The organism is Streptomyces sp. NPDC045899, from assembly GCF_056431485.1.
The window spans coordinates 89,254-114,960 of the sequence record NZ_JBWKKP010000018.1 but is presented as its reverse complement, the minus strand read 5'-3'; the positions used below and the strand labels follow the sequence as shown (position 1 = coordinate 114,960).

22 protein-coding genes are annotated in these 25,707 nt (G+C 70.6%); 20 read left to right on the top strand and 2 right to left on the bottom strand.

Translation table 11 applies throughout. The features are described from left to right. Nucleotides 1–60 precede the first annotated feature (60 nt). From AC07FT_RS25215 to AC07FT_RS25140, 16 genes are all read left to right on the top strand, one after another. Nucleotides 61–420: an NADH-quinone oxidoreductase subunit A gene (locus tag AC07FT_RS25215; protein WP_254746416.1), complete on the top strand. Its 360-nt coding sequence runs from the start codon at nt 61–63 to the stop codon at nt 418–420. A 31-nt stretch (nt 421–451) separates the two neighbouring features. Beyond that, nucleotides 452–1,006, top strand: a complete 555-nt coding sequence (locus tag AC07FT_RS25210; protein ID WP_254746414.1) for a NuoB/complex I 20 kDa subunit family protein — start codon at nt 452–454, stop codon at nt 1,004–1,006. Further along, a complete protein-coding gene (locus tag AC07FT_RS25205; protein ID WP_479178184.1) occupies nt 1,003–1,734 on the top strand; it encodes an NADH-quinone oxidoreductase subunit C in 732 nt (243 codons plus the stop codon). Before AC07FT_RS25210 ends, AC07FT_RS25205 begins: the two co-directional genes overlap by 4 nt. Next, on the top strand, nt 1,734–3,068 hold the full coding sequence (locus AC07FT_RS25200; RefSeq protein WP_479178183.1) for an NADH-quinone oxidoreductase subunit D: 1,335 nt from the start codon (nt 1,734–1,736) through the stop codon (nt 3,066–3,068). The genes AC07FT_RS25205 and AC07FT_RS25200 overlap by 1 nt, the downstream gene beginning before the upstream one ends. Nucleotides 3,069–3,177: 109 nt before the next feature. Continuing rightward, entirely contained in the window at nt 3,178–3,987 is an 810-nt protein-coding gene (nuoE, locus tag AC07FT_RS25195) for an NADH-quinone oxidoreductase subunit NuoE (protein WP_478772866.1), read from the top strand. Further along, entirely contained in the window at nt 3,987–5,369 is a 1,383-nt protein-coding gene (nuoF, locus tag AC07FT_RS25190) for an NADH-quinone oxidoreductase subunit NuoF (RefSeq protein WP_479178182.1), read from the top strand. The genes nuoE and nuoF overlap by 1 nt, the downstream gene beginning before the upstream one ends. After that, nucleotides 5,366–7,861 (top strand): NADH-quinone oxidoreductase subunit G, encoded by a 2,496-nt coding sequence (locus AC07FT_RS25185; RefSeq protein WP_479178181.1) that lies wholly within the window; start codon nt 5,366–5,368, stop codon nt 7,859–7,861. The genes nuoF and AC07FT_RS25185 overlap by 4 nt, the downstream gene beginning before the upstream one ends. Then, entirely contained in the window at nt 7,858–9,213 is a 1,356-nt protein-coding gene (nuoH, locus tag AC07FT_RS25180; protein ID WP_479178180.1) for an NADH-quinone oxidoreductase subunit NuoH, read from the top strand. Before AC07FT_RS25185 ends, nuoH begins: the two co-directional genes overlap by 4 nt. Next, entirely contained in the window at nt 9,206–9,799 is a 594-nt protein-coding gene (nuoI, locus tag AC07FT_RS25175; protein WP_254746402.1) for an NADH-quinone oxidoreductase subunit NuoI, read from the top strand. Before nuoH ends, nuoI begins: the two co-directional genes overlap by 8 nt. Further along, nucleotides 9,796–10,743: an NADH-quinone oxidoreductase subunit J gene (locus AC07FT_RS25170; RefSeq protein ID WP_479178179.1), complete on the top strand. Its 948-nt coding sequence runs from the start codon at nt 9,796–9,798 to the stop codon at nt 10,741–10,743. Before nuoI ends, AC07FT_RS25170 begins: the two co-directional genes overlap by 4 nt. Further along, nucleotides 10,740–11,039, top strand: coding sequence for an NADH-quinone oxidoreductase subunit NuoK (gene nuoK, locus AC07FT_RS25165; RefSeq protein ID WP_254746398.1), 300 nt, complete (start codon nt 10,740–10,742; stop codon nt 11,037–11,039). Before AC07FT_RS25170 ends, nuoK begins: the two co-directional genes overlap by 4 nt. A gap of 16 nt (nt 11,040–11,055) precedes the next feature. Next, nucleotides 11,056–12,951 (top strand): NADH-quinone oxidoreductase subunit L, encoded by a 1,896-nt coding sequence (nuoL, locus tag AC07FT_RS25160; protein ID WP_479178178.1) that lies wholly within the window; start codon nt 11,056–11,058, stop codon nt 12,949–12,951. Nucleotides 12,952–12,954: 3 nt separating this feature from the next. Beyond that, nucleotides 12,955–14,601, top strand: coding sequence for an NADH-quinone oxidoreductase subunit M (locus tag AC07FT_RS25155; protein ID WP_479178177.1), 1,647 nt, complete (start codon nt 12,955–12,957; stop codon nt 14,599–14,601). Beyond that, nucleotides 14,598–16,250: an NADH-quinone oxidoreductase subunit NuoN gene (nuoN, locus tag AC07FT_RS25150; protein WP_479178176.1), complete on the top strand. Its 1,653-nt coding sequence runs from the start codon at nt 14,598–14,600 to the stop codon at nt 16,248–16,250. The genes AC07FT_RS25155 and nuoN overlap by 4 nt, the downstream gene beginning before the upstream one ends. Before the next feature lie 252 nt (nt 16,251–16,502). Then, nucleotides 16,503–17,309, top strand: a complete 807-nt coding sequence (locus AC07FT_RS25145) for a MerR family transcriptional regulator (protein WP_479178175.1) — start codon at nt 16,503–16,505, stop codon at nt 17,307–17,309. After that, nucleotides 17,306–18,295 (top strand): BtrH N-terminal domain-containing protein, encoded by a 990-nt coding sequence (locus tag AC07FT_RS25140; protein WP_479178174.1) that lies wholly within the window; start codon nt 17,306–17,308, stop codon nt 18,293–18,295. The genes AC07FT_RS25145 and AC07FT_RS25140 overlap by 4 nt, the downstream gene beginning before the upstream one ends. Before the next feature lie 87 nt (nt 18,296–18,382). On the opposite strand, the gene AC07FT_RS25135 is transcribed toward AC07FT_RS25140, so the two are convergent. Then, nucleotides 18,383–18,889, bottom strand: coding sequence for a hypothetical protein (locus tag AC07FT_RS25135; RefSeq protein WP_471202949.1), 507 nt, complete (start codon nt 18,887–18,889; stop codon nt 18,383–18,385). Between the two features lie 44 nt (nt 18,890–18,933). After that, the gene (gene fahA / locus AC07FT_RS25130; RefSeq protein WP_479178173.1) at nt 18,934–20,202 is read right to left on the bottom strand and encodes a fumarylacetoacetase; all 1,269 of its coding nucleotides are present in this window, start codon (nt 20,200–20,202) and stop codon (nt 18,934–18,936) included. Between the two features lie 224 nt (nt 20,203–20,426). On the opposite strand from fahA, the gene AC07FT_RS25125 reads away from it, so the two are divergent. From AC07FT_RS25125 to AC07FT_RS25110, 4 genes are all read left to right on the top strand, one after another. After that, complete coding sequence (locus AC07FT_RS25125) at nt 20,427–21,656, top strand: carboxylate--amine ligase (RefSeq protein ID WP_479178215.1); 1,230 nt, start codon at nt 20,427–20,429, stop codon at nt 21,654–21,656. 19 nt (nt 21,657–21,675) lie between these two features. Further along, complete coding sequence (locus tag AC07FT_RS25120) at nt 21,676–22,881, top strand: FAD-dependent oxidoreductase (RefSeq protein ID WP_479178172.1); 1,206 nt, start codon at nt 21,676–21,678, stop codon at nt 22,879–22,881. A 235-nt stretch (nt 22,882–23,116) separates the two neighbouring features. Continuing rightward, nucleotides 23,117–24,127 carry a polyprenyl synthetase family protein gene (locus AC07FT_RS25115; protein ID WP_254746383.1) on the top strand — a complete coding sequence of 337 codons (1,011 nt, stop codon included), beginning with the start codon at nt 23,117–23,119 and terminating at the stop codon, nt 24,125–24,127. A gap of 262 nt (nt 24,128–24,389) precedes the next feature. After that, a complete protein-coding gene (locus AC07FT_RS25110) occupies nt 24,390–25,631 on the top strand; it encodes a LolA family protein (RefSeq protein WP_479178171.1) in 1,242 nt (413 codons plus the stop codon). Nucleotides 25,632–25,707: the final 76 nt, after the last annotated feature.

Sequence of the window (25,707 nt, the reverse complement as noted above, 5' to 3'; positions counted from 1 at the left end):
GCGACGGCACGTCCGTGCGGTCCGCCAGACAGTCATCGTCGACTGAAGGGAGCGAGGACGGTGAACGCATACGCGCCCATCCTCGTACTGGGAGCCCTCGGGGCAGGTTTTGCGATCTTCTCGGTTTTCATGGCCGCGATCATCGGCCCCAAGCGCTACAACCGGGCCAGGCTCGAGGCCTACGAATGCGGTATCGAGCCGACTCCGCATCCGGCCGGCGGTGGGCGCTTCCCCATCAAGTACTACCTGACGGCGATGCTCTTCATCGTCTTCGACATCGAGATCGTCTTCCTCTACCCCTGGGCCGTTTCCTTCGACGCCCTGGGGCTGTTCGGGCTCGTGGAGATGCTCCTCTTCGTGCTCACCGTCTTCGTCGCCTACGCCTATGTGTGGCGGCGCGGCGGACTGGAGTGGGACTGAAGGGGCCAAGAGGAGATAGGGGAAACAGCGCATGGGTATCGAAGAGAAACTCCCGAGCGGCTTCCTGCTCACCACCGTGGAACAGGCCGCCGGACTGGCCCGCAAGTCCTCCGTGTTCCCGGCCACCTTCGGCCTGGCCTGCTGTGCCATCGAGATGATGACCACCGGTGCCGGCCGCTACGACCTCGCCCGCTTCGGCATGGAGGTCTTCCGGGGCTCGCCCCGCCAGGCCGACCTCATGATCGTCGCCGGTCGGGTCAGCCAGAAGATGGCGCCGGTGCTGCGGCAGGTCTATGACCAGATGCCGAACCCCAAGTGGGTCATCTCCATGGGCGTCTGCGCCTCCTCCGGAGGCATGTTCAACAACTACGCGATCGTGCAGGGCGTCGATCACATCGTCCCGGTCGACATCTATCTGCCCGGCTGTCCGCCGCGCCCCGAGATGCTCCTGGACGCGATCCTCAAGCTGCACCAGAAGATCCGCGAGGAGAAGCTCGGCGTGAACCGCGAGCGCGCGGCCCGGGAGGCGGAGGAAGCGGCGCTCAAGGCGCTCCCGACGATCGAGATGAAGGGGCTGCTCAGGTGAAGGCGAACGGGGTCAATCCCGACCAGGACCTCAACGCGGAGAACCTCCCCGGCAGGCGCGGTGACCACGGCGAGGCGATCCGGGTCCAGCACGGCATGTTCGGCGCCGACAACGGCGGTGACACCACCGGGTACGGCGGCCTGGTGCGCCCGGTGCGGCTGCCCGGCCAGGCCAGCCGCCCGTACGGGGGCTGGTTCGACGAGGTCGCCGATGAACTCGAGGGCGCGCTGGAGGAGCAGTCGCTGCTCCCTGAGAACGCGATCGAGAAGACCGTCGTGGACCGCGACGAGCTGACCTTCCACATCGCGCGCGAGCACCTGCCGCGGGTGGCCCGGACGCTGCGCGACGACCCGGCGCTCCGCTTCGAGCTGTGCACCGGGGTCAGCGGGGTGCACTTCCCCGGTGACAAGGGCCGGGAGCTGCACGCCGTCTACCACCTGCGCTCGATCACCCACAACCGGATGATCCGGCTGGAGGTGGGCGCTCCCGACGACGATCCGCACATCCCGTCGATCGTCGATGTGTACCCGACCAACGACTGGCACGAGCGCGAGACCTACGACTTCTTCGGCCTGGTCTTCGACGGCCATCCCGCGCTGACGCGGATCATGATGCCGGACGACTGGCAGGGCTTCCCGCAGCGCAAGGACTACCCCCTGGGCGGTATCCCCGTCGAGTACAAGGGCGCCCAGATCCCGGCTCCGGACCAGCGGAGGTCGTACAGCTGATGTCTGCCACCCCTGCCACTCCCTCCGCCTCCGCGCGCGAGACGACCGAGGGCACCGTCTACACCGTCACCGGCGGCGACTGGGACGAGGTCGTGGCCGCCGCGGCCAAGGCCGACGACGAGCGGATCATCGTCAACATGGGTCCGCAGCACCCCTCCACGCACGGGGTGCTCCGGCTGATCCTGGAGATCGACGGCGAGACGGTCACCGAGGCCCGCTGCGGAATCGGTTATCTGCACACCGGAATCGAGAAGAACCTCGAATTCCGGAACTGGACGCAGGGCACCACCTTCGTGACCCGCATGGATTACCTGACGCCCTTCTACAACGAGGCGGCGTACTGTCTGGGCGTCGAGAAGCTGCTGGGCATCGAGGACCAGGTGCCGGACCGGGCCACGGTCATCCGGGTGCTGCTGATGGAGCTCAACCGGCTCTCCTCCCATCTGGTGGCCATCGCCACCGGCGGTATGGAGCTGGGCGCGACCACCGTGATGATCTACGGCTTCCGCGACCGTGAGCTGATCCTCGACATCTTCGAGCTGATCACCGGGCTGCGGATGAACCACGCCTACATCCGGCCCGGCGGGCTGGCCCAGGATCTGCCGCCGGGAGCGGTCGACCAGATCCGCGCCTTCCTCATCCAGATGCGCAAGAACCTGCCCGAGTACGACAAGCTGGCGACCGGGAACCCCATCTTCAAGGCCCGGCTCCAGGACGTCGGCTACCTCGACCTGGCGGGCTGTATGGCCCTCGGCGCGACCGGCCCGATCCTGCGCGCCACCGGACTCCCGCACGACCTGCGCAAGTCCAACCCCTACTGCGGCTACGAGAACTACGACTTCGAGGTGCCGACCGCCGACACCTGCGATGCCTACGGCCGCTTCCTGATCCGGCTGGAGGAGATGCGCCAGTCGCTGCGGATCGTGGAGCAGTGCCTGGAGCGGCTGCAGCCCGGCCCGGTGATGGTCGAGGACAAGAAGATCGCCTGGCCCGCGCAGCTGGCGCTCGGCCCGGACGGTCTCGGCAACTCCCTGGACCACATCAAGAAGATCATGGGCACCTCGATGGAGGCCCTGATCCACCACTTCAAGCTGGTGACCGAGGGATTCCGGGTCCCGCCCGGACAGGCGTACATCGCGGTGGAGTCGCCCAAGGGCGAACTGGGCGCGCACATGGTCAGCGACGGCGGCACCCGTCCGTTCCGCGTCCACTTCCGGGATCCGTCGTTCACCAATCTGCAGGCCGTGGCGGCGATGTGCGAAGGCGGCCAGGTCGCCGACGTGATCGTCGCCGTGGCGTCCATCGACCCCGTGATGGGAGGCGTCGACAGGTGACTGACGCACGCGCGGCCGCCGGGCCGCAGTTGACGACGATGGGCGCGCCTCTGCGCCGCGTGGGCGGAGAAAGGAACGGTGGAGCACAGTGACCGATGTGTCTCTGGGGATGCCGCAGCTTCCCGCCCCCGACTATCCGGCCGAGGTGCGTGCCCGGCTGGAGGCGGACGCCCGGGAGGTGATCGCCCGCTACCCGGACAGCCGCAGCGCGCTGCTGCCGCTGCTGCACCTGGTGCAGTCCGAGGAGGGCCATGTCACCCGCACCGGGGTGCGGTTCTGCGCCGAGGTGCTGGACCTCACCACCGCCGAGGTCACCGCGGTCGTCACCTTCTACACCATGTACCGGCGCAAGCCCTCCGGTGACTACCAGGTGGGCGTGTGCACCAACACCCTGTGCGCGGTGATGGGCGGCGACGCGATCTTCGAGGAGCTCCAGCACCATCTGGAGGTGGGCAACGGGGAGACCACCGAGGACGGCAAGGTCACCCTGGAGCACATCGAGTGCAACGCGGCCTGCGACTTCGCCCCCGTGGTGATGGTCAACTGGGAGTTCTTCGACAACCAGACGGTGGAGTCCGCGAAGCGGCTGGTCGACGACCTCCGGGCGGGCCGGACCGTCGAGCCCACCCGCGGCGCCCCGCTGTGCACCTACAAGGAGACCGCGCGGATCCTCGCCGGCTTCCCCGACCCGCGGCCGGGCGCCGTCGAGGCCGGCGGCGCCGCCGGACCCGCCTCGCTGGTCGGACTGCGGCTGGCCAAGGGCGAGAGCGCACCTGGCCGGGTCGTCTCACCGAGGTCCTCCGGCGCTCCGTCGGACGAGCCGCCCGCGTCCCACCCGAGCTCGCACGACGCGCCGCAGCGGACCTCGGCCTCCGATCCGCAGCACCCGTCCGGTCCGGTCACCGAGGAGGGGGAGTGATGACTATGACGACCGAGCTCAACGAGCACAGCCCGGAGAAGCTGCTGGCTCCGGTGCTCTCCGCGTTCTGGGACCAGCCCAACGCGTGGACGCTGCGCACCTATCTGCGCCACGAGGGCTACGACGGTATGCGCAAGGCGCTCGCCATGGCTCCGGACGACGTGATCGCGCTGGTGAAGGACGCCGGGCTGCGCGGCCGCGGCGGCGCGGGCTTCCCCACCGGGATGAAGTGGCAGTTCATTCCGCAGGGCGACGGCAAACCGCACTACCTCGTGGTCAACGCCGATGAGTCGGAGCCGGGCACCTGCAAGGACATCCCCCTTCTCTACGCCAATCCGCACTCCCTCATCGAGGGCATGGTCATCGCCTGCCACGCCATCCGCTCCGAGCACGCCTTCATCTATCTGCGCGGTGAGGTCGTCCCCGTGCTGCGGCGGCTGCACGAGGCGGTGCGCGAGGCGTACGAGGCGGGCTACCTCGGCACGGCCGAGCGCCGCAGCCAGAAGCTGGGAGTGGCGGGACTGCCCGGTCTCGACATCACGGTGCACGCGGGCGCCGGCGCGTACATCTGCGGTGAGGAGACCGCGCTGCTGGACTCGCTGGAGGGGCGGCGCGGTCAGCCCCGGCTCCGGCCGCCATTCCCGGCGGTCGCGGGTCTGTACGCGTGCCCCACTGTGGTGAACAACGTCGAGTCCATCGCCTCGGTTCCCGCGATCCTCAACAAGGGCAAGGAATGGTTCCGTTCGATGGGCAGCGAGAAGTCCCCGGGCTTCACGCTCTACTCGCTGTCCGGCCATGTGGCCAACCCCGGGCAGTACGAGGGCCCGCTCGGCATCACCCTGCGCCAACTGCTCGATATGAGCGGCGGGATGCGCCCCGGCCACCGGCTGAAGTTCTGGACCCCGGGCGGGTCCTCCACCCCGCTGCTCACCGAGGAGCACCTCGACGTCCCGCTGGACTACGAGGGCGTGGGCGCGGCCGGGTCGATGCTGGGCACCAAGGCGCTCCAGTGCTTCGACGAGACCACCTGCGTGGTGCGGGCGGTCACCCGCTGGACCGAGTTCTACGCCCATGAGTCCTGCGGCAAGTGCACGCCCTGCCGCGAGGGCACGTACTGGCTGGTTCAGCTGCTGCGCGACCTGGAGGCCGGCAAGGGGCGGATGGACGACCTCGACAAGCTGGCGGACATCGCCGACAACATCAACGGCAAGTCCTTCTGCGCACTGGGCGACGGCGCGGCCAGCCCGATCTTCTCCTCCCTCAAGTACTTCCGCGAGGAGTACGAGCAGCACATCACCGGCGGCGGCTGTCCCTTCGATCCGGCGAGGTCCACGGTGTGGGCCGATGAGCCGCGCTCCACTCACCTGGGGGTGAACGCATGACCGTGACCACCAACGCACCCTCGGGAGGCGGGGAGGCGGCGGTGCCGCGAGAGGATCTGGTGTCCGTCACCATCGACGGGATCGAGATCTCCGTCCCCAAGGGGACCCTGGTCATCCGCGCCGCCGAGCTGCTCGGCATCGAGATCCCCCGGTTCTGCGACCATCCGCTGCTGGACCCCGCGGGTGCCTGCCGCCAGTGCATCGTCGAGGTCGAGGGCCAGCGCAAGCCGATGGCCTCGTGCACCATCACCTGCACCGACGGCATGGTCGTGAAGACCCAGCTCACCTCGCCGGTCGCCAAGAAGGCGCAGCGCGGGGTGATGGAGCTGCTGCTGATCAACCACCCGCTGGACTGCCCGGTCTGCGACAAGGGCGGGGAGTGCCCGCTGCAGAACCAGGCGATGTCCACCGGCTCGGCCGACAGCCGCTTCGAGGGCAGGAAGCGGACGTTCGAGAAGCCGGTGCCGATCTCCACGCAGGTGCTGCTGGACCGCGAGCGCTGTGTGCTGTGCGCGCGCTGCACCCGCTTCTCCAACCAGATCGCGGGGGACCCGATGATCGAGCTGCTGGAGCGGGGCGCGCTCCAGCAGGTGGGGACCGGTGAGGGCGACCCCTTCGAGTCGTACTTCTCCGGCAACACCATCCAGATCTGCCCGGTGGGAGCGCTCACTTCGGCGGCGTACCGCTTCCGTTCCCGCCCCTTCGACCTGGTCTCCTCGCCGAGCGTGTGCGAGCACTGCGCGGGTGGCTGCGCGACCCGCACCGACCACCGGCGCGGCAAGGTGCTGCGGCGGCTCGCCGCGGACGACCCCGAGGTCAACGAGGAGTGGATCTGCGACAAGGGCCGCTTCGGCTTCCGCTACGCCCAGCTCCCCGACCGGCTCACCACCCCCCTGGTGCGCAACCGGGAGACCGGTGAGCTGGAGACGGCGAGCTGGCCGGAGGCGCTGGAGGCGGCCGCGGCGGGGCTGGCCGCGGCGCGCGGCCGGACCGGGGTGCTGACCGGCGGCCGGCTCACGGTCGAGGACGCCTACGCCTACGCGAAGTTCGCGCGGCTGGCCCTGGAGACCAACGACATCGACTTCCGTGCCCGGGTGCACAGCCAGGAGGAAGCCGACTTCCTGGCCGCGCACGTCGCGGGCCGCGGCCGTGACCTGGACGGCACCGGGCTCACCTACACCACGCTGGAGAAGGCCCCGGCGGTGCTGCTGGTCGGCTTCGAGGCGGAGGAGGAGGCCCCCGGGGTCTTCCTGCGGCTGCGCAAGGCCCACCGCAAGCACGGCCAGCGCACCTTCTCGCTCGCCACCCATGTCACCCGGGGGCTGGAGAAGGCGGGCGGCACGCTGCTGCCCGCCGCCCCCGGCACCGAGACCGAGTGGCTGGACGCCATCGCGGGCCGCACCGGTCTGGATGAGACCGGGGAGTCCGCGGCCCAGGCGCTGCGCGCCGAGGGCGCGGTGATCCTGGTGGGCGAGCGGCTGGCGTCCGTGGCGGGCGCGCTGACCGCCGCGGTGCGGGCCGCCGCCGCCACCGGGGCCACGCTCGCGTGGATCCCGCGCCGGGCGGGGGAGCGGGGCGCGATCGAGGCGGGAGCCCTGCCCGGGCTGCTGCCCGGCGGCCGTCCCGCCACCGAGCCGCGCGCCCGCGAGGAGACCGCGGCCGTATGGGGCGTGTCCGGGCTGCCGCACCAGGAGGGCCGGGACACCGGCCGGATCATCGAGGCCGCGGCCACCGGGGCGCTCGGCGCGCTGCTGGTCGCCGGGGTCGAGGTGGGCGATCTGCCCGATCCGGCACGGGCGTTGGCCGCCCTGGAAGCGGTCGGCTTCACCGTCAGCCTGGAGCAGCGGCCCTCGGAGGTCACGGAGCGGGCGGATGTGGTGCTGCCGGTCGCGGCGGTGCCGGAGAAGCAGGGCACCTTCCTCACCTGGGAGGGGCGGGCCCGGCCGTTCGAGGCGGCGCTCAAACCCGACCAGATGACCCGCCGTCACACCCTCCCGGACACCCGGGTGCTGCACATGCTGGCCGACGCGCTGGACACCCCGCTGGACCTTCCGGACGTGGACGCGGCCCGTGCCGAGCTGTCCCGGCTGGGCGCCTGGCAGGGTCCGCACGCCACCGTTCCGCTGGTGACCGGGGGCCCGCTGCCGCGGCCCGCCGAGGGCGAGGCGGTCCTCGCCGGTCACCGGCTGCTGCTGGACCACGGACGGCTCCAGGAGGGCGATCCGGCGCTGGCGGGCACCCGCCACGCCGCCGTGGCCAGGCTCTCCGAGGCCACGGCCGAGGAGGCCGGGGTGGCGGACGGCCTGCCGCTGCGGATCACCGGCCCCGCCGGATCCGTCCAGCTGACCCTGGCCGTCACCGATATGCCCGACCGGGTCGTCTGGCTGCCGATGGCCTCCACCGGCGGCGGTATCCACCGCGATCTCGGGGCCCGCCCCGGTGATGTGGTCCGGATCGCCGCTCCCGCGACCGAGCCGGAGGTGACCGCATGAACGTCGCCGCTGAGGACCTGTCGATGTTCGGCCGCGACCCGTGGTGGCTGATCCTGATCAAGGTCGTCTTCTGCTTCGCCTTCCTGATGCTGACCGTGCTGATCTCCATCGTCATGGAGCGCAAGGTCGTCGGCTGGATGCAGCTGCGCGTCGGGCCCAACCGGCACGGCCCCTGGGGCATGCTGCAGTCCCTCGCGGACGGCGTGAAGCTCATGCTCAAGGAGGACGTGACGGTCAAGGGCGCGGACAAGGTGGTCTACGTCCTGGCGCCGATCGTCGCGGCCATCCCCGCCTTCATGGCGGTCGCGGTGATCCCGTTCGGTCCGGCCGGGAACGAGATCTCGGTCTTCGGCCACCGCACCACGATGCAGCTGACCGATCTGCCGATCGCCGTCCTCTACATCCTGGCCACCGCCTCGGTGGGCATCTACGGGATCGTGCTGGCGGGCTGGTCGTCGGGTTCGACCTATCCGCTGCTCGGCGGACTGCGCTCGTGCGCCCAGATGATCAGCTACGAGATCGCGATGGGGCTGTCGTTCGCGGCGGTGTTCCTCTACTCCGGGTCGATGTCGACCTCGCAGATCGTCGCCTCCCAGCAGGACCGCTGGTACGCGGTGCTGCTGCCGGTCTCGTTCCTGATCTACATCATCGCGATGATCGGTGAGACCAACCGGGCGCCGTTCGATATGCCGGAGTCCGAGGGCGACCTGGTCGGCGGCTTCAACACCGAGTACTCCTCGATCAAGTTCGCGCTCTTCATGCTCGCCGAGTACATCAACATGGTCACCGTCTCGATGGTGGCGGTCACCCTCTTCCTCGGCGGCTGGCGCGCGCCCTGGCCGATCAGCACTTTCTGGGAAGGCGCCAACCACGGCTGGTGGCCCCTGCTGTGGTTCCTCGGCAAGGTCGTGTCCTCGCTGTTCCTCTTCATCTGGATCCGCGCCTCGCTTCCGCGCGTGCGCTACGACCAGTTCATGAAGCTGGGCTGGAAGGTGCTCATCCCGATCTCGATGGTCTGGCTGATGCTGGTCGCCACCGTGCGCGCGCTGCGCAACGAGAACTACGACTACCAGGACATCGTGCTCTACGTCGGCGGCGGAGTGATCGCGCTGCTGCTGCTCTCCTTCGTCGTGGACATCTTCCGCGACCGCGAGACGGCCAAGGCCGCGGCCGCGGCGGCGGAGGCCCCCGAGCCCGCCTTCGACCCGATGGCGGGCGGCTTCCCGGTGCCGCCGCTGCCCGGACAGTCCCTGCCACCCGTACCCCGCCGACAGTCCCGCCAGGAACGCGAGTTGATTGTCAGTGGCGGCCCCGACACTGTCAGTGACGGAAAGGAGGCCGACGGTGTCTGACTTCCAGAACCCGGTGGCCGGCTTCGGCGTGACCTTCAAGGCCATGTTCAAGAAGCGGCTCACCGAGCAGTACCCCGAGGAGAAGAAGCCCACCGCGCCCCGCTTCCACGGACGCCACCAGCTCAACCGCCATCCGGACGGGCTGGAGAAGTGCATCGGCTGCGAGCTGTGCGCCTGGGCCTGCCCGGCGGACGCGATCTACGTCGAGGGCGCGGACAACACCGAGGAGGAGCGGTACTCCCCGGGGGAGCGCTACGGCCGCGTCTACCAGATCAACTACCTGCGCTGCATCCTGTGCGGCCTGTGCGTCGAGGCGTGCCCCACCCGGGCGCTGACCATGACGAACGAGTACGAACTGGCCGACCGCAGCCGTGAGTCGCTCATCTACACCAAGGAGGAGCTGCTCGCCGGTCTCGAGGAGGGCATGGTCGACAGCCCGCACGCCATCTACCCCGGGATGGACGAGCAGGACTACTACCGGGGCCTGGTCACCGAGGCGGCGCCCGGGGCCCGGCGCCAGGTGGCGGTCAGCAAGGGCGAGACCCCCTCCGACGGGCCCGCGGGGAACGAGGAGGTCCAGGCATGACCGGCGCGCTGGCCGCGGCGGCCTCCACCACCTCCACCGGTGAGGCCGTCCAGTTCTGGGTGCTCGGCACCGTCGCCGTGATCGGCGCGCTGTGCACCATCCTGATGCGCAAGGCCGTGCACAGTGCGCTGTGCCTGGCCGGGACCATGATCATCCTGGCGGTCTTCTACCTCGCCAACGGCGCGTACTTCCTGGGCGTCGTCCAGATCGTCGTCTACACCGGCGCGATCATGATGCTCTTCCTCTTCGTGGTGATGCTGGTCGGTGTCACCGCCGCCGATTCGCTCAAGGAGACCCTCAAGGGGCAGCGCTGGCTCGCCGTCCTGTGCGGGCTGGGCTTCGGCATCCTGCTCTGCGCCGGGATCGGCAACGCCTCGCTCACCAGCTGGAACGGCCTGGGCCAGGCCAACTCCGGCGGCAATGTCGAGGGGCTGGCGGCGCTGGTCTTCACCAAGTACGTCTTCGCCTTCGAGATCACCGGCGCGCTGCTGATCACCGCGGCCGTCGGCGCGATGGTCCTGACCCACCGCGAGCGGATCGAGCGGGCGCGCACCCAGCGCGAGCAGTCCGAGGCCCGGGTGCGCACCGGCCGGAACGTCCCGCCGCTGCCCGCCCCCGGTGTCTACGCCCGGCACAACGCGGTGGACATCCCCGGTCTGCTGCCCGACGGCACCACCTCCGAGCTCACGGTCAACGCCACGCTGCGCGGCCGTGGTCAGATCCGGGACGTCTCCGGGGAGGCGCTGGCCGAGCTGGCCGCCCTGGAGCAGCGCTCCGAGCGCTGGCTGGGCCGCGGCACCAAGGGCGGCGGGGCAGGCGGCAAGGGCGCGAACGGCACCTCGGCCAACGGTGCCGTCAACGGCGCCAACGGCAACGACGCGAACGGCAAGGGTGTCGACGAGCGGTCCCAGGACGCCGGCAGCCACAAGGGAGCCGCCAAGTGAATCCGGTCTACTACCTGTACCTGGCCGCCCTGTTGTTCACCATCGGTGCGGCCGGGGTGCTGATCAGGCGGAACGCCATCATCCTCTTCATGTGCGTCGAGCTGATGCTGAACGCGTGCAACCTCGCGTTCGTCGCTTTCTCCCGGCTGCACGGCAATCTCGACGGCCAGATCATCGCCTTCTTCACGATGGTGGTCGCCGCGGCCGAGGTCGTGGTCGGTCTCGCGATCATCGTGACCGTCTTCCGCTCCCGCCATTCGGCCTCGGTCGACGACGCCAGCCTGATGAAGCTCTAGAAGGGGTCGCGTTCAAGTGGAGAACCTCATCGGATTGCTTGTCGCGGTGCCGCTGTTGGGCGCGGCCCTGCTGCTGTGCGGAGGGCGGCGGCTGGACGGCAAGGGCCACTACATCGGCACGGTGCTCGCGGCGTCCTCCTTCGCGATCGGCGCGGTGCTCTTCGCCGACATGCTCGGCCGCGGTGAACACGACCGGGCCCTGCACAGCCACGTGTTCAGCTGGATCCCGGTGGGCGGCTTCCGCGCGGACGTCGCCTTCCAGCTCGACCAGCTGTCGATGACCTTCGTCCTGCTGATCACGGGTGTGGGCACGCTGATCCACGTCTATTCGATCGGCTACATGGAGCAAGACGAGCGGCGCCGCCGCTTCTTCGGCTACCTCAACCTCTTCCTCGCGGCGATGCTGCTGCTGGTCCTCGCCGACAACTACCTGCTGCTGTACGTCGGCTGGGAGGGCGTGGGCCTCGCCTCGTACCTGCTGATCGGCTTCTGGCAGCACAAGCCGAGCGCGGCCACGGCGGCGAAGAAGGCGTTCATCGTCAACCGCGTCGGCGATGTCGGCCTGTCCATCGCGATCATGCTGATGTTCACGACCTTCGGGTCGTTCGCCTTCGCCCCGGTGCTGGCCGAGGCGGACCGGGCGGGCGAGGGCAAGCTGACCGCCATCGGGCTGATGCTGCTGCTCGCCGCCTGCGGCAAATCGGCCCAGGTGCCGCTGCAGTCCTGGCTCGGGGACGCGATGGAGGGCCCGACCCCGGTCTCGGCCCTGATCCACGCGGCCACCATGGTGACCGCGGGCGTCTATCTGATCACCCGCTCCGGCGCGATCTTCAACGCGGCGCCGGACGCCCAGACCGCGGTGGTCACCGTCGGCGCCGTCACCCTCCTCTTCGGTGCGATCGTCGGTTGTGCCAAGGACGACATCAAGAAGGCCCTCGCCGGGTCCACCATGTCGCAGATCGGGTACATGATCCTGGCGGCCGGGCTCGGCCCGATCGGCTATGTCTTCGCGATCATGCACCTGGTGACCCACGGCTTCTTCAAGGCCGGGCTCTTCCTCGGCGCCGGATCGGTCATGCACTCCATGAACGACGAGGTCGACATGCGCAAGTACGGCGGCCTGCGGAAGTACATGCCGATCACCTTCATCACCTTCGGTCTCGGCTACCTCGCCATCATCGGCTTCCCCGGACTCTCCGGCTTCTGGTCCAAGGACAAGATCATCGAGGCCGCCTTCGCCAAGGGCGGCACCGAGGGCTGGATCCTCGGCGGGGCTGCCCTGCTGGGCGCGGCCATCACCGCGTACTACATGACCCGCGTGATGCTGATGACCTTCTTCGGCGAGAAGCGCTGGGTCGCGGATGAGAACGGCGATGAACCGCATCCGCACGAGTCGCCCGGTTCGATGACCTTCCCCATGATCGTCCTGGCCTTCGGATCGGTCTTCGCGGGCGGGCTGTTCAGCCTGAACGACGCGTTCGTGAAGTGGCTGGAGCCGGTCACCGGCCACAGCCACGGCGACTCACCGCTCAGTGCCGCCGCCGTCACCGGCGGCACCATGGTGGTGCTGGTGATCGGTGTCGCCCTCGCCTGGGCGCAGTACGGACGCCGCCCGGTGCCCCGCACCGCCCCGCGCGGCAGTCTGCTCACCCGGGCCGCCCGCCGGGACCTGCTCCAGGACGACTTCAACCACGTCGCCCTCGTCCAGCCCGGCCAGTACCTCACCCGCGGACTGGTCTACGTCGACCACAAGCTGGTCGACGGAGTGGTCAACGGCACCGCGGCCTCCGTCGGCGGGCTGTCCGGCCGGCTGCGCAAGCTCCAGAACGGCTACGCCCGCACGTACGCGGTCTCGATGTTCGGCGGTACGGCGGTGCTCATCGCCGCGACCCTGCTGATGAGGGCGGTCTGAGTCATGTCCTTTCCCCTGTTGACGGTCACGGCCGCGGTGCCCGCGCTCGGCGCGGTCGCCACCGCCGCCGTGCCCGCCGCCAAGCGCGCCGCCGCCAAGTGGGTTGCGCTGGCCTTCTCCCTGGCCACGCTCGTCCTCGCGGCGGTCGCCCTGGTCCGCTTCGACCCGGGGGGCACCCGCTTCCAGCTCACCGAGTCCCACGCCTGGATCGCGGACTTCGGCGTCCGCTACGAACTGGGCGTGGACGGGATCGCGGTGGTCCTGATCGCCCTCACCGCGGTGCTCATCCCCTTCGTCATCCTGGCGGGCTGGCATGACGCCGATCCGCTGGAGGGGGAGCGCCCCAACCGCCGGTGGCGGCCGACCCAGGGCTTCTTCGCGCTGATCCTGATGGTCGAGGCGATGGTGGTGATCTCCTTCGAGGCCACCGACGTCTTCCTCTTCTACATCTTCTTCGAGGCCATGCTCATCCCGATGTACTTCCTCATCGGCGGCTTCGGGGACCGGGCCGGGGAGCGGTCCGAGGAGGAGACGGCCACCCAGCGTTCCTACGCCGCGGTGAAGTTCCTGCTCTACAACCTCGCCGGCGGTCTGATCATGCTGGCCGCGGTGGTCGGTCTGTACGCGGTCACCGCGGACGACCTGGGCACCGGCACCTTCTCGCTCCAGCAGATCGTCCAGGCGCGGGCCAGCGGTGACCTCTCCATGGCGACCAGCACCGAACGGTGGCTGTTCCTCGGCTTCTTCTTCGCCTTCGCCGTGAAGGCGCCGCTGTGGCCGCTGCACACCTGGCTGCCCAACGCGATGGGGGAGTCCACCGCCCCGGTGGCCGTGCTGATCACCGCGGTCGTCGACAAGGTCGGCACCTTCGCGATGCTCCGCTTCTGCCTCCAGCTCTTCCCCGAGGCCAGCAAGTGGGCCACCCCGGTGATCCTGGTGCTGGCGCTGATCAGCATCATCTACGGCGCGCTGCTCGCGGTGGGCCAGCGGGACATCAAGCGGCTGATCGCCTATGCCTCGATCTCCCACTTCGGCTTCATCATCCTCGGCATCTTCGCCATGACCACGCAGGGCCAGGGCGGCGCCACCCTCTACATGGTCAACCACGGGATCTCGACCGCCGCGCTGATGCTGGTGGCCGGGTTCCTGATCACCCGGCGCGGTTCGCGGCTCATCGCCGACTACGGCGGGGTGCAGAAGGTCGCCCCGGTGCTCGCGGGCACCTTCCTGATCGGCGGTCTGGCCACCCTGTCGCTGCCCGGTCTCGCCCCGTTCATCAGCGAGTTCCTGGTCCTGGTCGGCACGTTCAGCCGCTATCCGGTGCTCGGGATCATCGCCACCGTCGGCATCGTGCTCGCCGCGCTCTACGTCCTGGTGCTCTACCAGCGCACCATGACCGGCCCGGTGAAGGACGAGGTGCGCGGGATGCCCGACCTCAAGGCGCGCGAGCTGCTGGTGGTCGGCCCGCTCATCGCGCTGCTGATCTTCCTCGGTGTCTATCCCAAACCGCTGGCCGACATCGTCAACCCGGCGGTGGACCACACGCTGTCGGTGGTGGACGAGAAGGACCCCAAGCCCGACCACCCCGTCGACGCGGGCTGGTTCAGCTACAGCCCGATGCACGACGGTGCTTCCGGAGGTGCCAAGTGACCCACGCGGTCCCTGTCCACAGCCTGTGGACAACAGCGGCGGCGGCGCCCGACAAGATCCCGGCGCCGCATATCGAGTACGGCCAGCTGTCCCCGACGCTGATCGTGCTCGGCGGGGCGATCCTCGGCGTCCTGGTCGAGGCGTTCCTGCCGCGCCGCCAGCGCTACGGCGCCCAGCTGTTCGTCTCCGTCCTCGCCCTGGCCGCCGCGTTCGCCGCGGTCGTCGGGTTGGCCGCCGGGGACTACGGCACCGGCAAGGCGCATGTCGCGGCCATGGGCGCCATCGCGGTGGACGGTCCGGCGCTCTTCCTCCAGGGCACCATCCTGCTGGTGGCGCTGGTCGCGGTGTTCACCTTCGCCGAGCGGCGGCTCGATCCGGTGGCCCACGGCAACCAGGTCGACTCCTTCGCCGCACAGGCGGCCGCCATCCCCGGCGGTGAGGCCGAGAAGGCCGCGGTGAAGGCCGGGTTCACCACCACCGAGGTCTTCCCGCTGGTGCTCTTCGCGGTCGGCGGGATGCTGGTCTTCCCGGCCGCCAATGACCTGCTGACGCTGTTCGTGGCGCTGGAGGTCTTCTCCCTGCCGCTGTACGTGCTGTGCGCGCTCGCCCGGCGCCACCGCATGCTCTCGCAGGAAGCGGCCGTGAAGTACTTCCTGCTGGGCGCCTTCTCCTCCGCCTTCCTGCTGTTCGGCATCGCCCTGCTCTACGGGTACGCGGGCACCGTCGGCTACGCGGGCATCGCGGACGTCGTCGACGGCCGGGTCCGGAACGTCACCCCGGCGCTCGCCGGGACCATGGGCAATGACGCGCTGCTGCTCATCGGCGGTGCCATGGTGCTGATGGGGCTGCTGTTCAAGATCGGCGCCGTACCGTTCCATATGTGGACCCCGGACGTCTACCAGGGCGCCCCGACCCCGGTCACCGGCTTCATGGCGGCGGCCACCAAGGTCGCGGCGTTCGGCGCGCTGCTGCGGCTGCTCTACGTGGTGCTGCCCGGACTGCGCTGGGACTGGCGGCCGGTGATGTGGGGCGTCGCGATCGTGACCATGCTGGGCGGCGCCATCGTCGCGGTCACCCAGACCGATGTGAAGCGGCTGCTGGCGTACTCCTCGATCGCGCACGCGGGGTTCATCCTCGCCGGTGTCATCGCCACCACGCCCGACGGCATCTCCTCCGTCCTCTTCTACCTCGCCGCGTACTCCTTCGTGACCCTGGGCGCCTTCGCGGTGGTCACCCTGGTGCGTGACGCGGGCGGCGAGGCCACCCATCTGTCCAAGTGGGCCGGGCTCGGGCGCCGTTCGCCGCTGGTGGCCGCGGTCTTCGCGGTCTTTCTGCTGGCCTTCGCCGGTATCCCGCTGACCAGCGGTTTCGCCGGGAAGTTCGCCGTCTTCAAGGCGGCGGCCGACGGCGGCGCGGGTGCGCTGGTGGTGGTCGGTGTGATCTCGTCGGCGATCGCGGCGTTCTTCTACATCCGGGTGATCGTGCTGATGTTCTTCAGCGAGCCGCGCACGGACGGCCCCTCGGTCGCCGTGCCGAGCGTGCTGACCTCCTCGGCGATCGCGATCGGGGTCGCGGTCACGCTGGTGCTCGGTGTCGCGCCGCAGTACTTCCTCGATCTGGCGGGCCAGGCCGGGGTGTTCGTGCGCTAGGCCGTGTCGTTCGGATCTCCGCGGGCCCGCGACGACGGCTACGGCACCTCGCTGCGTTGTCGCCGGACCCGAGTACGCCCAGTACGCGGGTCAGGTTCCGCCTTGCGATGTTCCCCCAGCTAACGCTGGGAGGTGCCCCTGCATCCGACGCCGCGGCCTGATCCACGAAGATCCGAACGACACGACCTAGTGGCCAGGGATCCGGACGCGCGGGGTGGACTCTCCCATCGTGGGAGGGTCCATCCTTCTGGTGTGCGAAACGATCTCCTCACCATCGGGCGGTTCGCCCGCCTCTGCCGGCTGAGCGTCAAACAGCTGCGGCACTACGACGAACTGGGCCTGCTGGCCGCCGTCCAGGTGGACGCCGCCTCGGGCTACCGCTACTACGCCCCCGACCAGGCACGCGACGCCCTGACCATCGGTCTGCTGCGCGAGATGGACCTCCCGCTGACCGTGATCGCCGAGATCCTGGCCGCCCCGCCCCCGTCCAGGGCGCGCATCCTGCGAGCCGAGCGGGACCGGCTGGCCGAGCGGGTCCGCCGGGACCGCACGCGGATGGACATGCTGGAGCGGCTGGCCGAGGGTGGACTGCCCGGCTACGAGGTGACCTGGGGCAGTGAACCCCCGCTGGAGCTGGCCGTGTCCCGGACGGTCTGCGCCCCCGCCGAGATCGGGCAGCGGGCCGGGGAGCGGGTGGGCCTGGTGCTGGCGGCGCTGCAGGCCGCGGACGTCGTCTGGGAGCCGCCCCTGTGGGGGCTGTACCCCGTGGAACTGGAGGACCGCGCGGAGATCGCCGTAGGAGCCCGGGTGCCGGAGGGGACGGAGCCGCCCGGTCTGGTCCGTACGGCGCTGCCCGGTGGGCCGGTGGCCGAGACGCTGCACACCGGCCCGTACGCCCAGCTGCCCCTCGCCTACAACGCGCTGTTCGCCGCCGTCCACGAGCGCGGGCTGCGTCCGAAGGCGCCGGTGCGCGAGGCGTATCTCGTGGGGCCGGGAGAGGCTCCCGAGGAAGAGCTGCTGACCCGGCTCGTCATCCCCGTCGAGGAGGACCCGGCATGACCATCGTGCGGGACGTCGACACCCGGGGGATGCGGCACTGCGAGACGACGGCGCTGGGGGTGCTGCTGCGGCACGAGGGCGTCACCTGGTCCGAGCCCATGCTGTTCGGTCTCGGTGCCGGACTGTCGTTCATCTACTGGGACAGCAAGGCGATGGGCTTCCCCTTCCTCGGGGGCCGCGTCAAACCGTTCGAACTGACCCGGAATCTGGCCGCCGGGCCGGGGCTCGAACTGCTGGTCCAGGAGACCACGTCCGCGCGTACGGCGTGGCGGCAGGTGGTGGCGTCCCTCGACGCCGGGCGTCCGGTCGGGTTGCAGCTGGACAGCTACCACCTGGAGTACTTCACCACCAAGGTGCACTTCGGCGCCCATGTCGTGGCCATGTACGGCTACGACGAGGAGAAGGCGTACCTGGTCGACACCGAACAGCAGGGCGGCGCGGTGTCCACCAGTCTGGAGAGCCTGGCCAGGGCGAGGGCCGAACGCGGCCCGATGACCGCCCGGCACCGCTCCTTCACCCTCTCCGTGCCCGGTGACCTTCCGCCGCCGCGCGAGCGGATCACCGCCGCGGTCACGGCGTGCGCGGCCGCCTTCCTCGACCCGCCGATCGCCAACCTGGGCCACCGGGGCATCGAGAAGGCGGCCGGCCGGGTGCCCAGGTGGCTGGAGCGCACCAGCGACCCGCGGCAGGACCTGACGCGGGCCGCCCGCCTCATGGAGCAGGCGGGCACCGGCGGGGCGCTCTTCCGGAACCTCTACCGCGACTTCCTCGGGGAGTGCGCCGATCTGCTCGGCGACGGCCGCCTGCGGACCGGCCACACCCTGTACGCCGAGGCCGCCGCCCTGTGGACCGAGGTGGCCGCCCTCATCGCGCGGGCGGGCGAGTCCGGTGAGTCGGCCCACCTCGAACGGGCCGGTGCCGCGCTCCACGACCTCGCGCGGATCGAGCGGAGCGCGATGGAGGAACTGCGCCTGCTGGAGCCGTGAGCCCGGCTGGACCGCGCCGGGGTGCGCCGGCCGATGACGAGCGGCCCCCGCCCAGCAGGGCGGGGGCCGCTCGCCGGTGGCCACGCGTCAGTTGGTGGGGAGGTCGGGCATCCCGGTCGGCAGCCCGGAGGGCAGCGAGGTGGGGATGTCGGACGGGAGGTCCTTCGGGGAGGCCGCCTTGGTGAAGGTGTCGTTCTCCGAGAGCGCCTCCCAGTCGACGGTGAGTGTCTTGCCGTCCTTGCTGGGGGCCACCTTGCCCATGGTGCGGTCGTTGTTGCCGTCGGCGCACTTGAGCATCAGGCTCTTCTCGCCGGTGTCGGTGTACTCGCCGGAGCAGGTGTGCTTGCCCGCGACCAGGGCCGCCTTCTCCCCGCTGATGGACAGCATCAGCGTCTCGTTGCCGCTCCTGGCCACGTAGGCGCCGGTCAGCTCGGCATCCGCGCCACCCTCGGCCGGGGCGCTCGACTGCGAGGCCGACGGGGTGTCCTTGGACGTGTCCTTCTTGCCGTCGTCGCTGTCGCTGCCACAGGCCGTCAGCAGAAGGGCGGCCGCGGCCACCGTTCCGGCAACGCTCGCTGCCTTGATCACGCACATCTCCTCGGTTGTCAGGGACAGGGGCACGACAACGTAGCAGCCGATCAGGGGGCGGCCGGAACGACGTGGCCGGTCACCTCACCCAGACCGATGCGGGCGCCGTGCGGGCCCGGTGCCCAGGCCGTGAGGGTCACCTCGTCGCCGTCCTCGAGGAAGGTGCGGGTGTCGTCGCCGAGGCGCACCTGATCCCGTCCGCCCCAGCTGAGTTCGAGCAGACAGCCGCGCTCGGTGGGGCGCGGACCGCTGACCGTGCCGGAGGCGAAGACGTCGCCGGTGCGCAGCGAGGCGCCGTTCACGGTCATATGGGCCAGCTGCTGGGCGGCGGTCCAGTACATGGCGGAGAACGGCGGGCGGGAGATGGTGTGGCCGTTGACGGCGACCTCGATGCGCAGATCGAAGCCGAAGGGTTCGGCGGCGGAGTCGTCGAGGTAGGGCAGCAGCGGGACATCACGGGCGGGCGGGGCGGTGCGGGCCGGGGCGAGGGCCTCCAGCGGAGTGATCCAGGCGGCCAGGGAGGTGGCGAAGGACTTGCCCAGGAAGGGGCCGAGCGGACGGTACTCCCAGCTCTGGATGTCGCGGGCGGACCAGTCGTTGAGCAGGCAGAGCCCGAAGACGTGATCGTGGAACCCGGAGAGCGGCACCGGTGTATTCAAAGGGGAAGGGGCACCGACGACGAAGGCCACCTCCGCTTCGAAGTCGAGGCGCAGGGAGGGGCCGAAGACCGGAGCGGGGGAGGACGTATGGGCCGGGGACGAGGAAGCGGCCGAGGGGCCGGGCGCGGGCGGCAGATGCTGGCCCTGGGGGCGCACGATCGGGGTGCCGGAGACCAGGACCGTACCGGCCCGGCCGTGGTAGCCGATCGGAAGGTGCTTCCAGTTGGGGGTGAGCGCGTCGCCGTCCGGGCGGAACATCCGCCCCACATTGGCGGCGTGGTGCTCGCTCGCATAGAAGTCGACGTAGTCGGCCACCTCGATCGGGAGGTGCAGGGCGAGGGTGGTGAGGGGGTGCATCAGGGGCTCGATGGTCGTCCGGTGCGCCGGGTTGGTCAGCCAGTCGAGCACCTCGGCACGGACGGCCTGCCAGGCCGGGCGGCCCGCGGCCATCAGCGGGTTGAGCGTGGCGGCGCCCAGCAGCTCGGCGTACGGCGAGGCGGTGGCGGCCGCCGCGGCTCCCGCGTCCAGCACATGACTCCCGTAGCGCACGCCGATCCTGCGCAGATGCGGCGCGTGCGGCGTGGTGAAGACGCCATAGGGGAGATTGTGCGGCCCGAAGGGGTCTCCTTCGGGCAGATCGAGCGGGCTTCGCTGCGGCATGGATGCTGCCTCGCCTTCTCCTCGTCACCGTGGTGGCCAGGCCACACCCTACGGCTCGTGGGGTGCGAGAGGAGGGGGTGTCGGGTGCTGCCTAAAGAGCTGGCAATGTCCGGATAGTTCTTGCTGGAGGCGGTAATTCCGAAGTAGCGTCCTTCATCGGGTCACACACAGTGGGGGGGCCACTGCGCTGAGGTGACCGAGGGGGACTCGTGGCGAGCAGTGCCATGCCGTGTGCGCTGGACCGTTCCGTACCCGGACTGATCGTGAAGATCGGTGACTATCCCCTGCACCATGGGGGTGTCGGCGCCATCCGGTCCCTGGGCCGTCTGGGTGTCCCCATGTACGCGGTCACCGAGGACCGTTGGACCCCGGCCGCCCTCTCGCGCTATCTCACCCGGGCCTTCGTCTGGCCGACCACCGGCAGCGAGCGGCCGGAGCGGCTGGTGGAGGGGCTGCTGCGGATCGGACGGACGATCGGCCGTCCGACGGTGCTGCTGCCCACGGACGAGGAAGCGGCGGTGCTGATCGCCGAGCACGCGGATGTGCTCGCCGCCGACGGCCGGTTCCTCTTCCCGCGGGCCGATCCGGAGCTGCCCCGGCGGCTGGCCAGCAAGCAGGGGCTGCATGAGCTCTGTGCCGAGCACGGGGTGCCCACCCCGGAGGCCGCGTTCCCCGCGACGTTCGCCGACGTCAAGGCGTTCGCGGTGAGCGGCCGGTTCCCCGTGGTCGCCAAGAACCGGGAGGCGTTCGAGCGGCGGGAGAAGCCCGCGGTGGGCGGCACCACCCGGATCGAGGGGCCTCGGGAGCTGCTGGCGCTGGCGCCGTCCTGGGGGCCGCGGCCGGGGGTGGTACTCCAGGAGTACCTGCCGCGCGAGCACGCCGAGGACTGGATCGTGCACGCCTATGTGGACTCCCGGAGCACACCGCTGGCGCTGTTCACCGGGGTCAAGGTGCGGTCCTGGCCGCCGCACGCGGGGATGACGGCGTGCGCGTACGCGGTGGAGAACAAGGAGCTGGCCCAGATGGCGGCCCAGTTCATCAAGCGGATCGGGTTCAGCGGCATCGTCGATCTGGACTGGCGCTTCGACCGGCGCGACGGCCGGTACAAGCTGCTGGACTTCAATCCGCGGATGGGAGCGCAGTTCCGGCTCTTCGAGAACCGGGCGGGGGTCGATGTCGTCCGGGCCCAGCACCTGGACCTGACCGGGCGTGAGGTCCCCGAGGCCGAGCAGATCGCCGACCGGCGCTTCCTGGTGGAGAACATCGATCCGCCCGCGCTGCTCGCCTACCGCCGGGGCGGTTACACCACACCGCACGCACCCGCCGGACCCAGCGGTACCGAGCTGGCCTGGGCCGCCCGCGACGACATGCGGCCGTTCTTCACCATGCTGGCCCGCTGTGTACGGCCCGGCACGGCACATCTGTACCAGCTGTGGCGCGCCAGAAAGAGGTAATGCCTTGGGGAGGGGTTCTGTGAACGATCCGGTAGCAGTCATCGGGGCCGGTCCATACGGCCTGTCGACCGCCGCCCACCTGCGCGCCCGCGGTCTGCCGGTCCGCGTCTTCGGGGAGCCGATGGTGAGCTGGCGCGCGCAGATGCCCGCGGGCATGCTGCTCAAGTCCACACCGGTGGCGTCCACCATCGACGCACCGCAGCCGGGGCACACCCTGCTCGACTACTGCCAGGCGTCGGGCGGTCCGCGCTATGAGTCCGACTGGGACATCATCCCGGTCGAGACCTTCTCGGAGTACGGACTGTGGTTCCAGCGGCGGCTGGTGCCGGAGCTGGAGCAGGTGCGGGTGGTCTCCATCGACCGGCGGGGCGGCCGGTTCGAGCTCAAGCTGGACTCGGGGGAGCAGTTCACCGCCCGCGCCGTCGTGGTCGCCAGCGGGCTGAGCGGACTGGCCCATCTGCCCCGGCCGCTCGCCGCGGCCGTCCCCGGCGGACCGTCCCCCGCCGGACCGGTCTCGCACAGCTCCCAGCACCATGACCTCGGGCGGTTCGCGGGGCAGCGGGTGGTGGTCGTCGGCGCCGGACAGTCCGCCCTGGAGAGCGCGGTGCTGCTGGCCGAGGCGGGCGCCGCCTCGGTGCGGGTGGTGGCGCGCGGTCCTCGCGCGGTCGGCTTCGGTGCCCCGCCGGACCGCCAGCCCCGGCTGCGGCCCGAGTCGCCCTTCGGCCGCGCCTGGTCGCTGTACGCGCTGTCGTACCACGCGGTGGGCTTCCGGAATCTGCCCGCGTCCACCCGGGAGTATCTGGTCCGCAGGGTGCTGGGCCCCAAGGGCGCCTGGTGGCTGCGGGACCGGTTCGCCGGGCGGGTGCAGGTCACCCAGGGCCAGCGGATCCACCGGGTCTCCGTGGAGGGTGACGGCCGGCCGGTGCTCTCGCTGCGCGGTGCGGGCGGCCGCGTCGGCGAGCTGGCCGCGGACCACATCATGGCCGCCACCGGCTACCGGATGGATCTGGCCGCGCTGGGCTTCCTCGGTCCCGAGCTGCGCGCCGAGGTGGTCACCTCCGCCGGTGGGCCCTGGCTGGACACGGGCTATCGCTCCTCGGTGCCGGGGCTGTACTTCACCGGGCTGCCCGCGGCGGCGAGTTTCGGCCCGGTGATGCGGTTCGTCTGCGGCACCGAATACGCCTCACCACGGCTGGCGAAGGCGGTGGCGGCCGCTCACGGATAGGGCGCGCGGGGGCCGTTCCCCGGCCGTTCGGCGAACGGCCGGGGCGCGGAAGGAATGATCTGCTGGTGATCGCGGTACGCGAGGGGATACCGGTCGCTCCGGGGCACGGACGCTGTGCGGCGCACAAGGCGGGAAGCCGCCCACAGTGATCGATACCCGACCGGATACGCTGCCTGTTGGTGAAGACAGCGACACATCGACATTCCGCGTGATCGTAGGCAGACAGGAGTACCCCGTGAGCGTCATCGGGCCCCTTGGGCTGAGCGTGCGGGACCAGACTCTGGAAGCCGACACCCAAGCCGGGCTGACGGCTGTCGAAGAGGGCCTGTTGGAGGCCACCAAGAGTGATGTGCCCTTCATCACCGAGGCCGCCCAGCATCTGGTGCGGGCGGGCGGGAAGCGGTTCCGCCCCCTGGTGGTGCTGCTCGCCGCGCAGTTCGGCGATCCGCACGCCCCCGGTGTGGTGCCCTCCGCCGTGGTCGTCGAGCTGACCCATCTGGCGACGCTCTACCACGACGACGTGATGGACGAGGCCGAGGTGCGGCGCGGGGTGTCCAGCGCCAACGCCCGCTGGGGGAACTCGGTGGCGGTGCTCACCGGCGACTTCCTCTTCGCCCGTGCCTCGCACATCCTGGCCGACCTCGGCCCGGAGGCGGTCCGGATCCAGGCCGAGGCGTTCGAGCGGCTGGTGACCGGCCAGATCCTGGAGACCGCGGGACCGCGCGACGGCCAGGACCCGATCGAGCACTATCTGGAGGTGCTGGCGGGCAAGACCGGATCGCTGATCGCCGTCTCCGGACGGTTCGGCGCGATGATGTCCGGTGCCGACGAGTCGGTCGTCAACATCCTGACCCAGTACGGCGAGCGGCTGGGCATGGCCTTCCAGCTGGCCGACGACGTCCTGGACATCGCCAGCGACAGCCATGAGTCAGGCAAGACCCCCGGCACCGACCTGCGCGAGGGCATCGCCACCCTCCCGGTGCTGCGGCTGCGGGCGCGGGCGGAGGCCAGCGGCTCGGCCGAGGACCGCGCGCTGTGCGAGCTGCTCGCCGGGGACCTCACCGACGACACCCGTCACGCCGAGGCGCTGCGGCTGCTGCGCGCCCACCCGGCGCTGGAGGAGGCCCGCCGGGACACCCTCCGCTACGCGGCGGAGGCCCGGGCCATGCTGGCGCCGCTGCCCGAGGGCCCGGCGAAGGCCGCCCTCGAAGGGCTGTGCGACGCGGTGGTGCACCGCGCGGGCTGACCCCCGCCCCGTACCCCCGTGCCCCGTACCCCTAGGGGGCGCCAGGACCCCGGGGTCTCCTGAGGACGTACGAGCTCACCCGTGCGGTGCCGGTTGTCATCCCCGAGCATGAGAGTGCACTTGATCCTGCGGGCTGACGCCCCGGGCCGGCGGATTTGGTGGGATGGACACACCACCACAGGGCGGGAACGGGCGACAATGGGCCCGAGAGGTGGACGAGTGCAGGCTGACAACCGCCGCCCACGACGGAGGTAGAGCACATATGGCACGGATCCGACCGACACAGGCCGAGGACGACGGCTTCTGGGACGAGGAGCGCCCGGCACGCCGGACCAAGGCCGCCCGGTACGCCGTCCCCGTCGCGGTCGCGGGAATAGCGGCGGCGACGATAGGGCTGGTCCCGGCGCTGGCCAGCAGCGGTGACCCCGATCTGCCGAAGATCTCGGCGGAGCGGCTGATCAGCAAGATGGCCGCCTCGGACACCGAGCGGCTCTCCGGTTCGGTGAAGATCACCACCGATCTGGGGCTGCCCTCGCTGCCCGGCGGCGGTTCGTTCTCCGACTTCGGCGGCGGTGCGGGCGGCGAAGGCGGCGACGGCTCCTCGGCCGCGCCCGAGAGCAAGCTGATGGAGCTGGCCTCCGGTTCGCACACCCTGCGGGTGGCCGCGGACGGCCCGGAGCGCCAGCGCGTATCGATCATCGAGAACGCCGCCGAGTACAGCCTGATCCACAACGGCGACGACACCTGGGCGTACGACAGCAAGTCCAACGCCGTCGTCCACTCCACCGCCCCCGAGGGCGCCGGGGCCAAGGACGGCCATCCGCGCGAGCTGCCCGAGGACCTGAAGGACATCACCCCGCAGCAGTTCGCCAAGCAGGTGCTCGCCTCCGTGGACGACACCACGGACGTCTCGGTCGACGGCACCACCCGGGTCGCCGGGCGGGACGCCTATGAGCTGCTGATCGAACCGAAGTCCGACGACACCACGGTCGGCTCGGTCCGGATCGCGGTGGACGCGGACAACGGCACCCCGCTGAAGTTCACCCTCACTCCCAAGAGCGGCGGCAAGGCCGTGGTCGATGTGGCCTTCACCAAGGTCGACTTCGGCAAGCCCGCGGCCGGCACCTTCGACTTCACCCCGCCCAAGGGCGCCAAGGTCACCGAGGAGGGCGACCACCGGCGCGGCGGCGAGGACGGGATGAAGGACAAGGACGCGCAGGAGGCCCTGTCCGGTCTGAACGTGATCGGCGAGGGCTGGGACAGCGTCGCCACGCTCGACGGCCCCGGCGGCGCGCCGGCCTCGCCCGGCAAGGGCGACGGCGGTCCCGGCCAGGACGCCGGAGGATTCCTGGACAGCCTCGGCAAGAAGGTCACGGGCGACTTCGGCTCCGGCCACGTCTTCAGCACCCGTCTGGTGAACGCGCTGCTCACCGATGACGGCAAGGTCTACGTCGGCGCGGTCGACAAGGACGCCCTGGTCGCGGCGGCCAACAAGGCCAAGTAGGCCGACACGGCCGACACGGCCGACCAGCACTCCGGCCGGAAGGCCGGAGTGCACCACGGCGGCAGGCACCAGAGCG

Excerpts from the sequence above, each read along its gene's own strand:
- AC07FT_RS25210 (WP_254746414.1), top strand. The coding sequence starts at position 452 with ATGGGTATCGAAGAGAAACTCCCGAGCGGCTTCCTGCTCACCACCGTG.
- AC07FT_RS25200 (WP_479178183.1), top strand. The coding sequence starts at position 1,734 with ATGTCTGCCACCCCTGCCACTCCCTCCGCCTCCGCGCGCGAGACGACC.
- nuoE (WP_478772866.1), top strand. The coding sequence starts at position 3,178 with ATGCCGCAGCTTCCCGCCCCCGACTATCCGGCCGAGGTGCGTGCCCGG.
- nuoF (WP_479178182.1), top strand. The coding sequence starts at position 3,987 with ATGACTATGACGACCGAGCTCAACGAGCACAGCCCGGAGAAGCTGCTG.
- AC07FT_RS25185 (WP_479178181.1), top strand. The coding sequence starts at position 5,366 with ATGACCGTGACCACCAACGCACCCTCGGGAGGCGGGGAGGCGGCGGTG.
- nuoH (WP_479178180.1), top strand. The coding sequence starts at position 7,858 with ATGAACGTCGCCGCTGAGGACCTGTCGATGTTCGGCCGCGACCCGTGG.
- AC07FT_RS25170 (WP_479178179.1), top strand. The coding sequence starts at position 9,796 with ATGACCGGCGCGCTGGCCGCGGCGGCCTCCACCACCTCCACCGGTGAG.
- AC07FT_RS25155 (WP_479178177.1), top strand. The coding sequence starts at position 12,955 with ATGTCCTTTCCCCTGTTGACGGTCACGGCCGCGGTGCCCGCGCTCGGC.
- AC07FT_RS25140 (WP_479178174.1), top strand. The coding sequence starts at position 17,306 with ATGACCATCGTGCGGGACGTCGACACCCGGGGGATGCGGCACTGCGAG.
- AC07FT_RS25135 (WP_471202949.1), bottom strand. The coding sequence starts at position 18,889 with ATGTGCGTGATCAAGGCAGCGAGCGTTGCCGGAACGGTGGCCGCGGCC.
- fahA (WP_479178173.1), bottom strand. The coding sequence starts at position 20,202 with ATGCCGCAGCGAAGCCCGCTCGATCTGCCCGAAGGAGACCCCTTCGGG.
- AC07FT_RS25125 (WP_479178215.1), top strand. The coding sequence starts at position 20,427 with ATGCCGTGTGCGCTGGACCGTTCCGTACCCGGACTGATCGTGAAGATC.
- AC07FT_RS25110 (WP_479178171.1), top strand. The coding sequence starts at position 24,390 with ATGGCACGGATCCGACCGACACAGGCCGAGGACGACGGCTTCTGGGAC.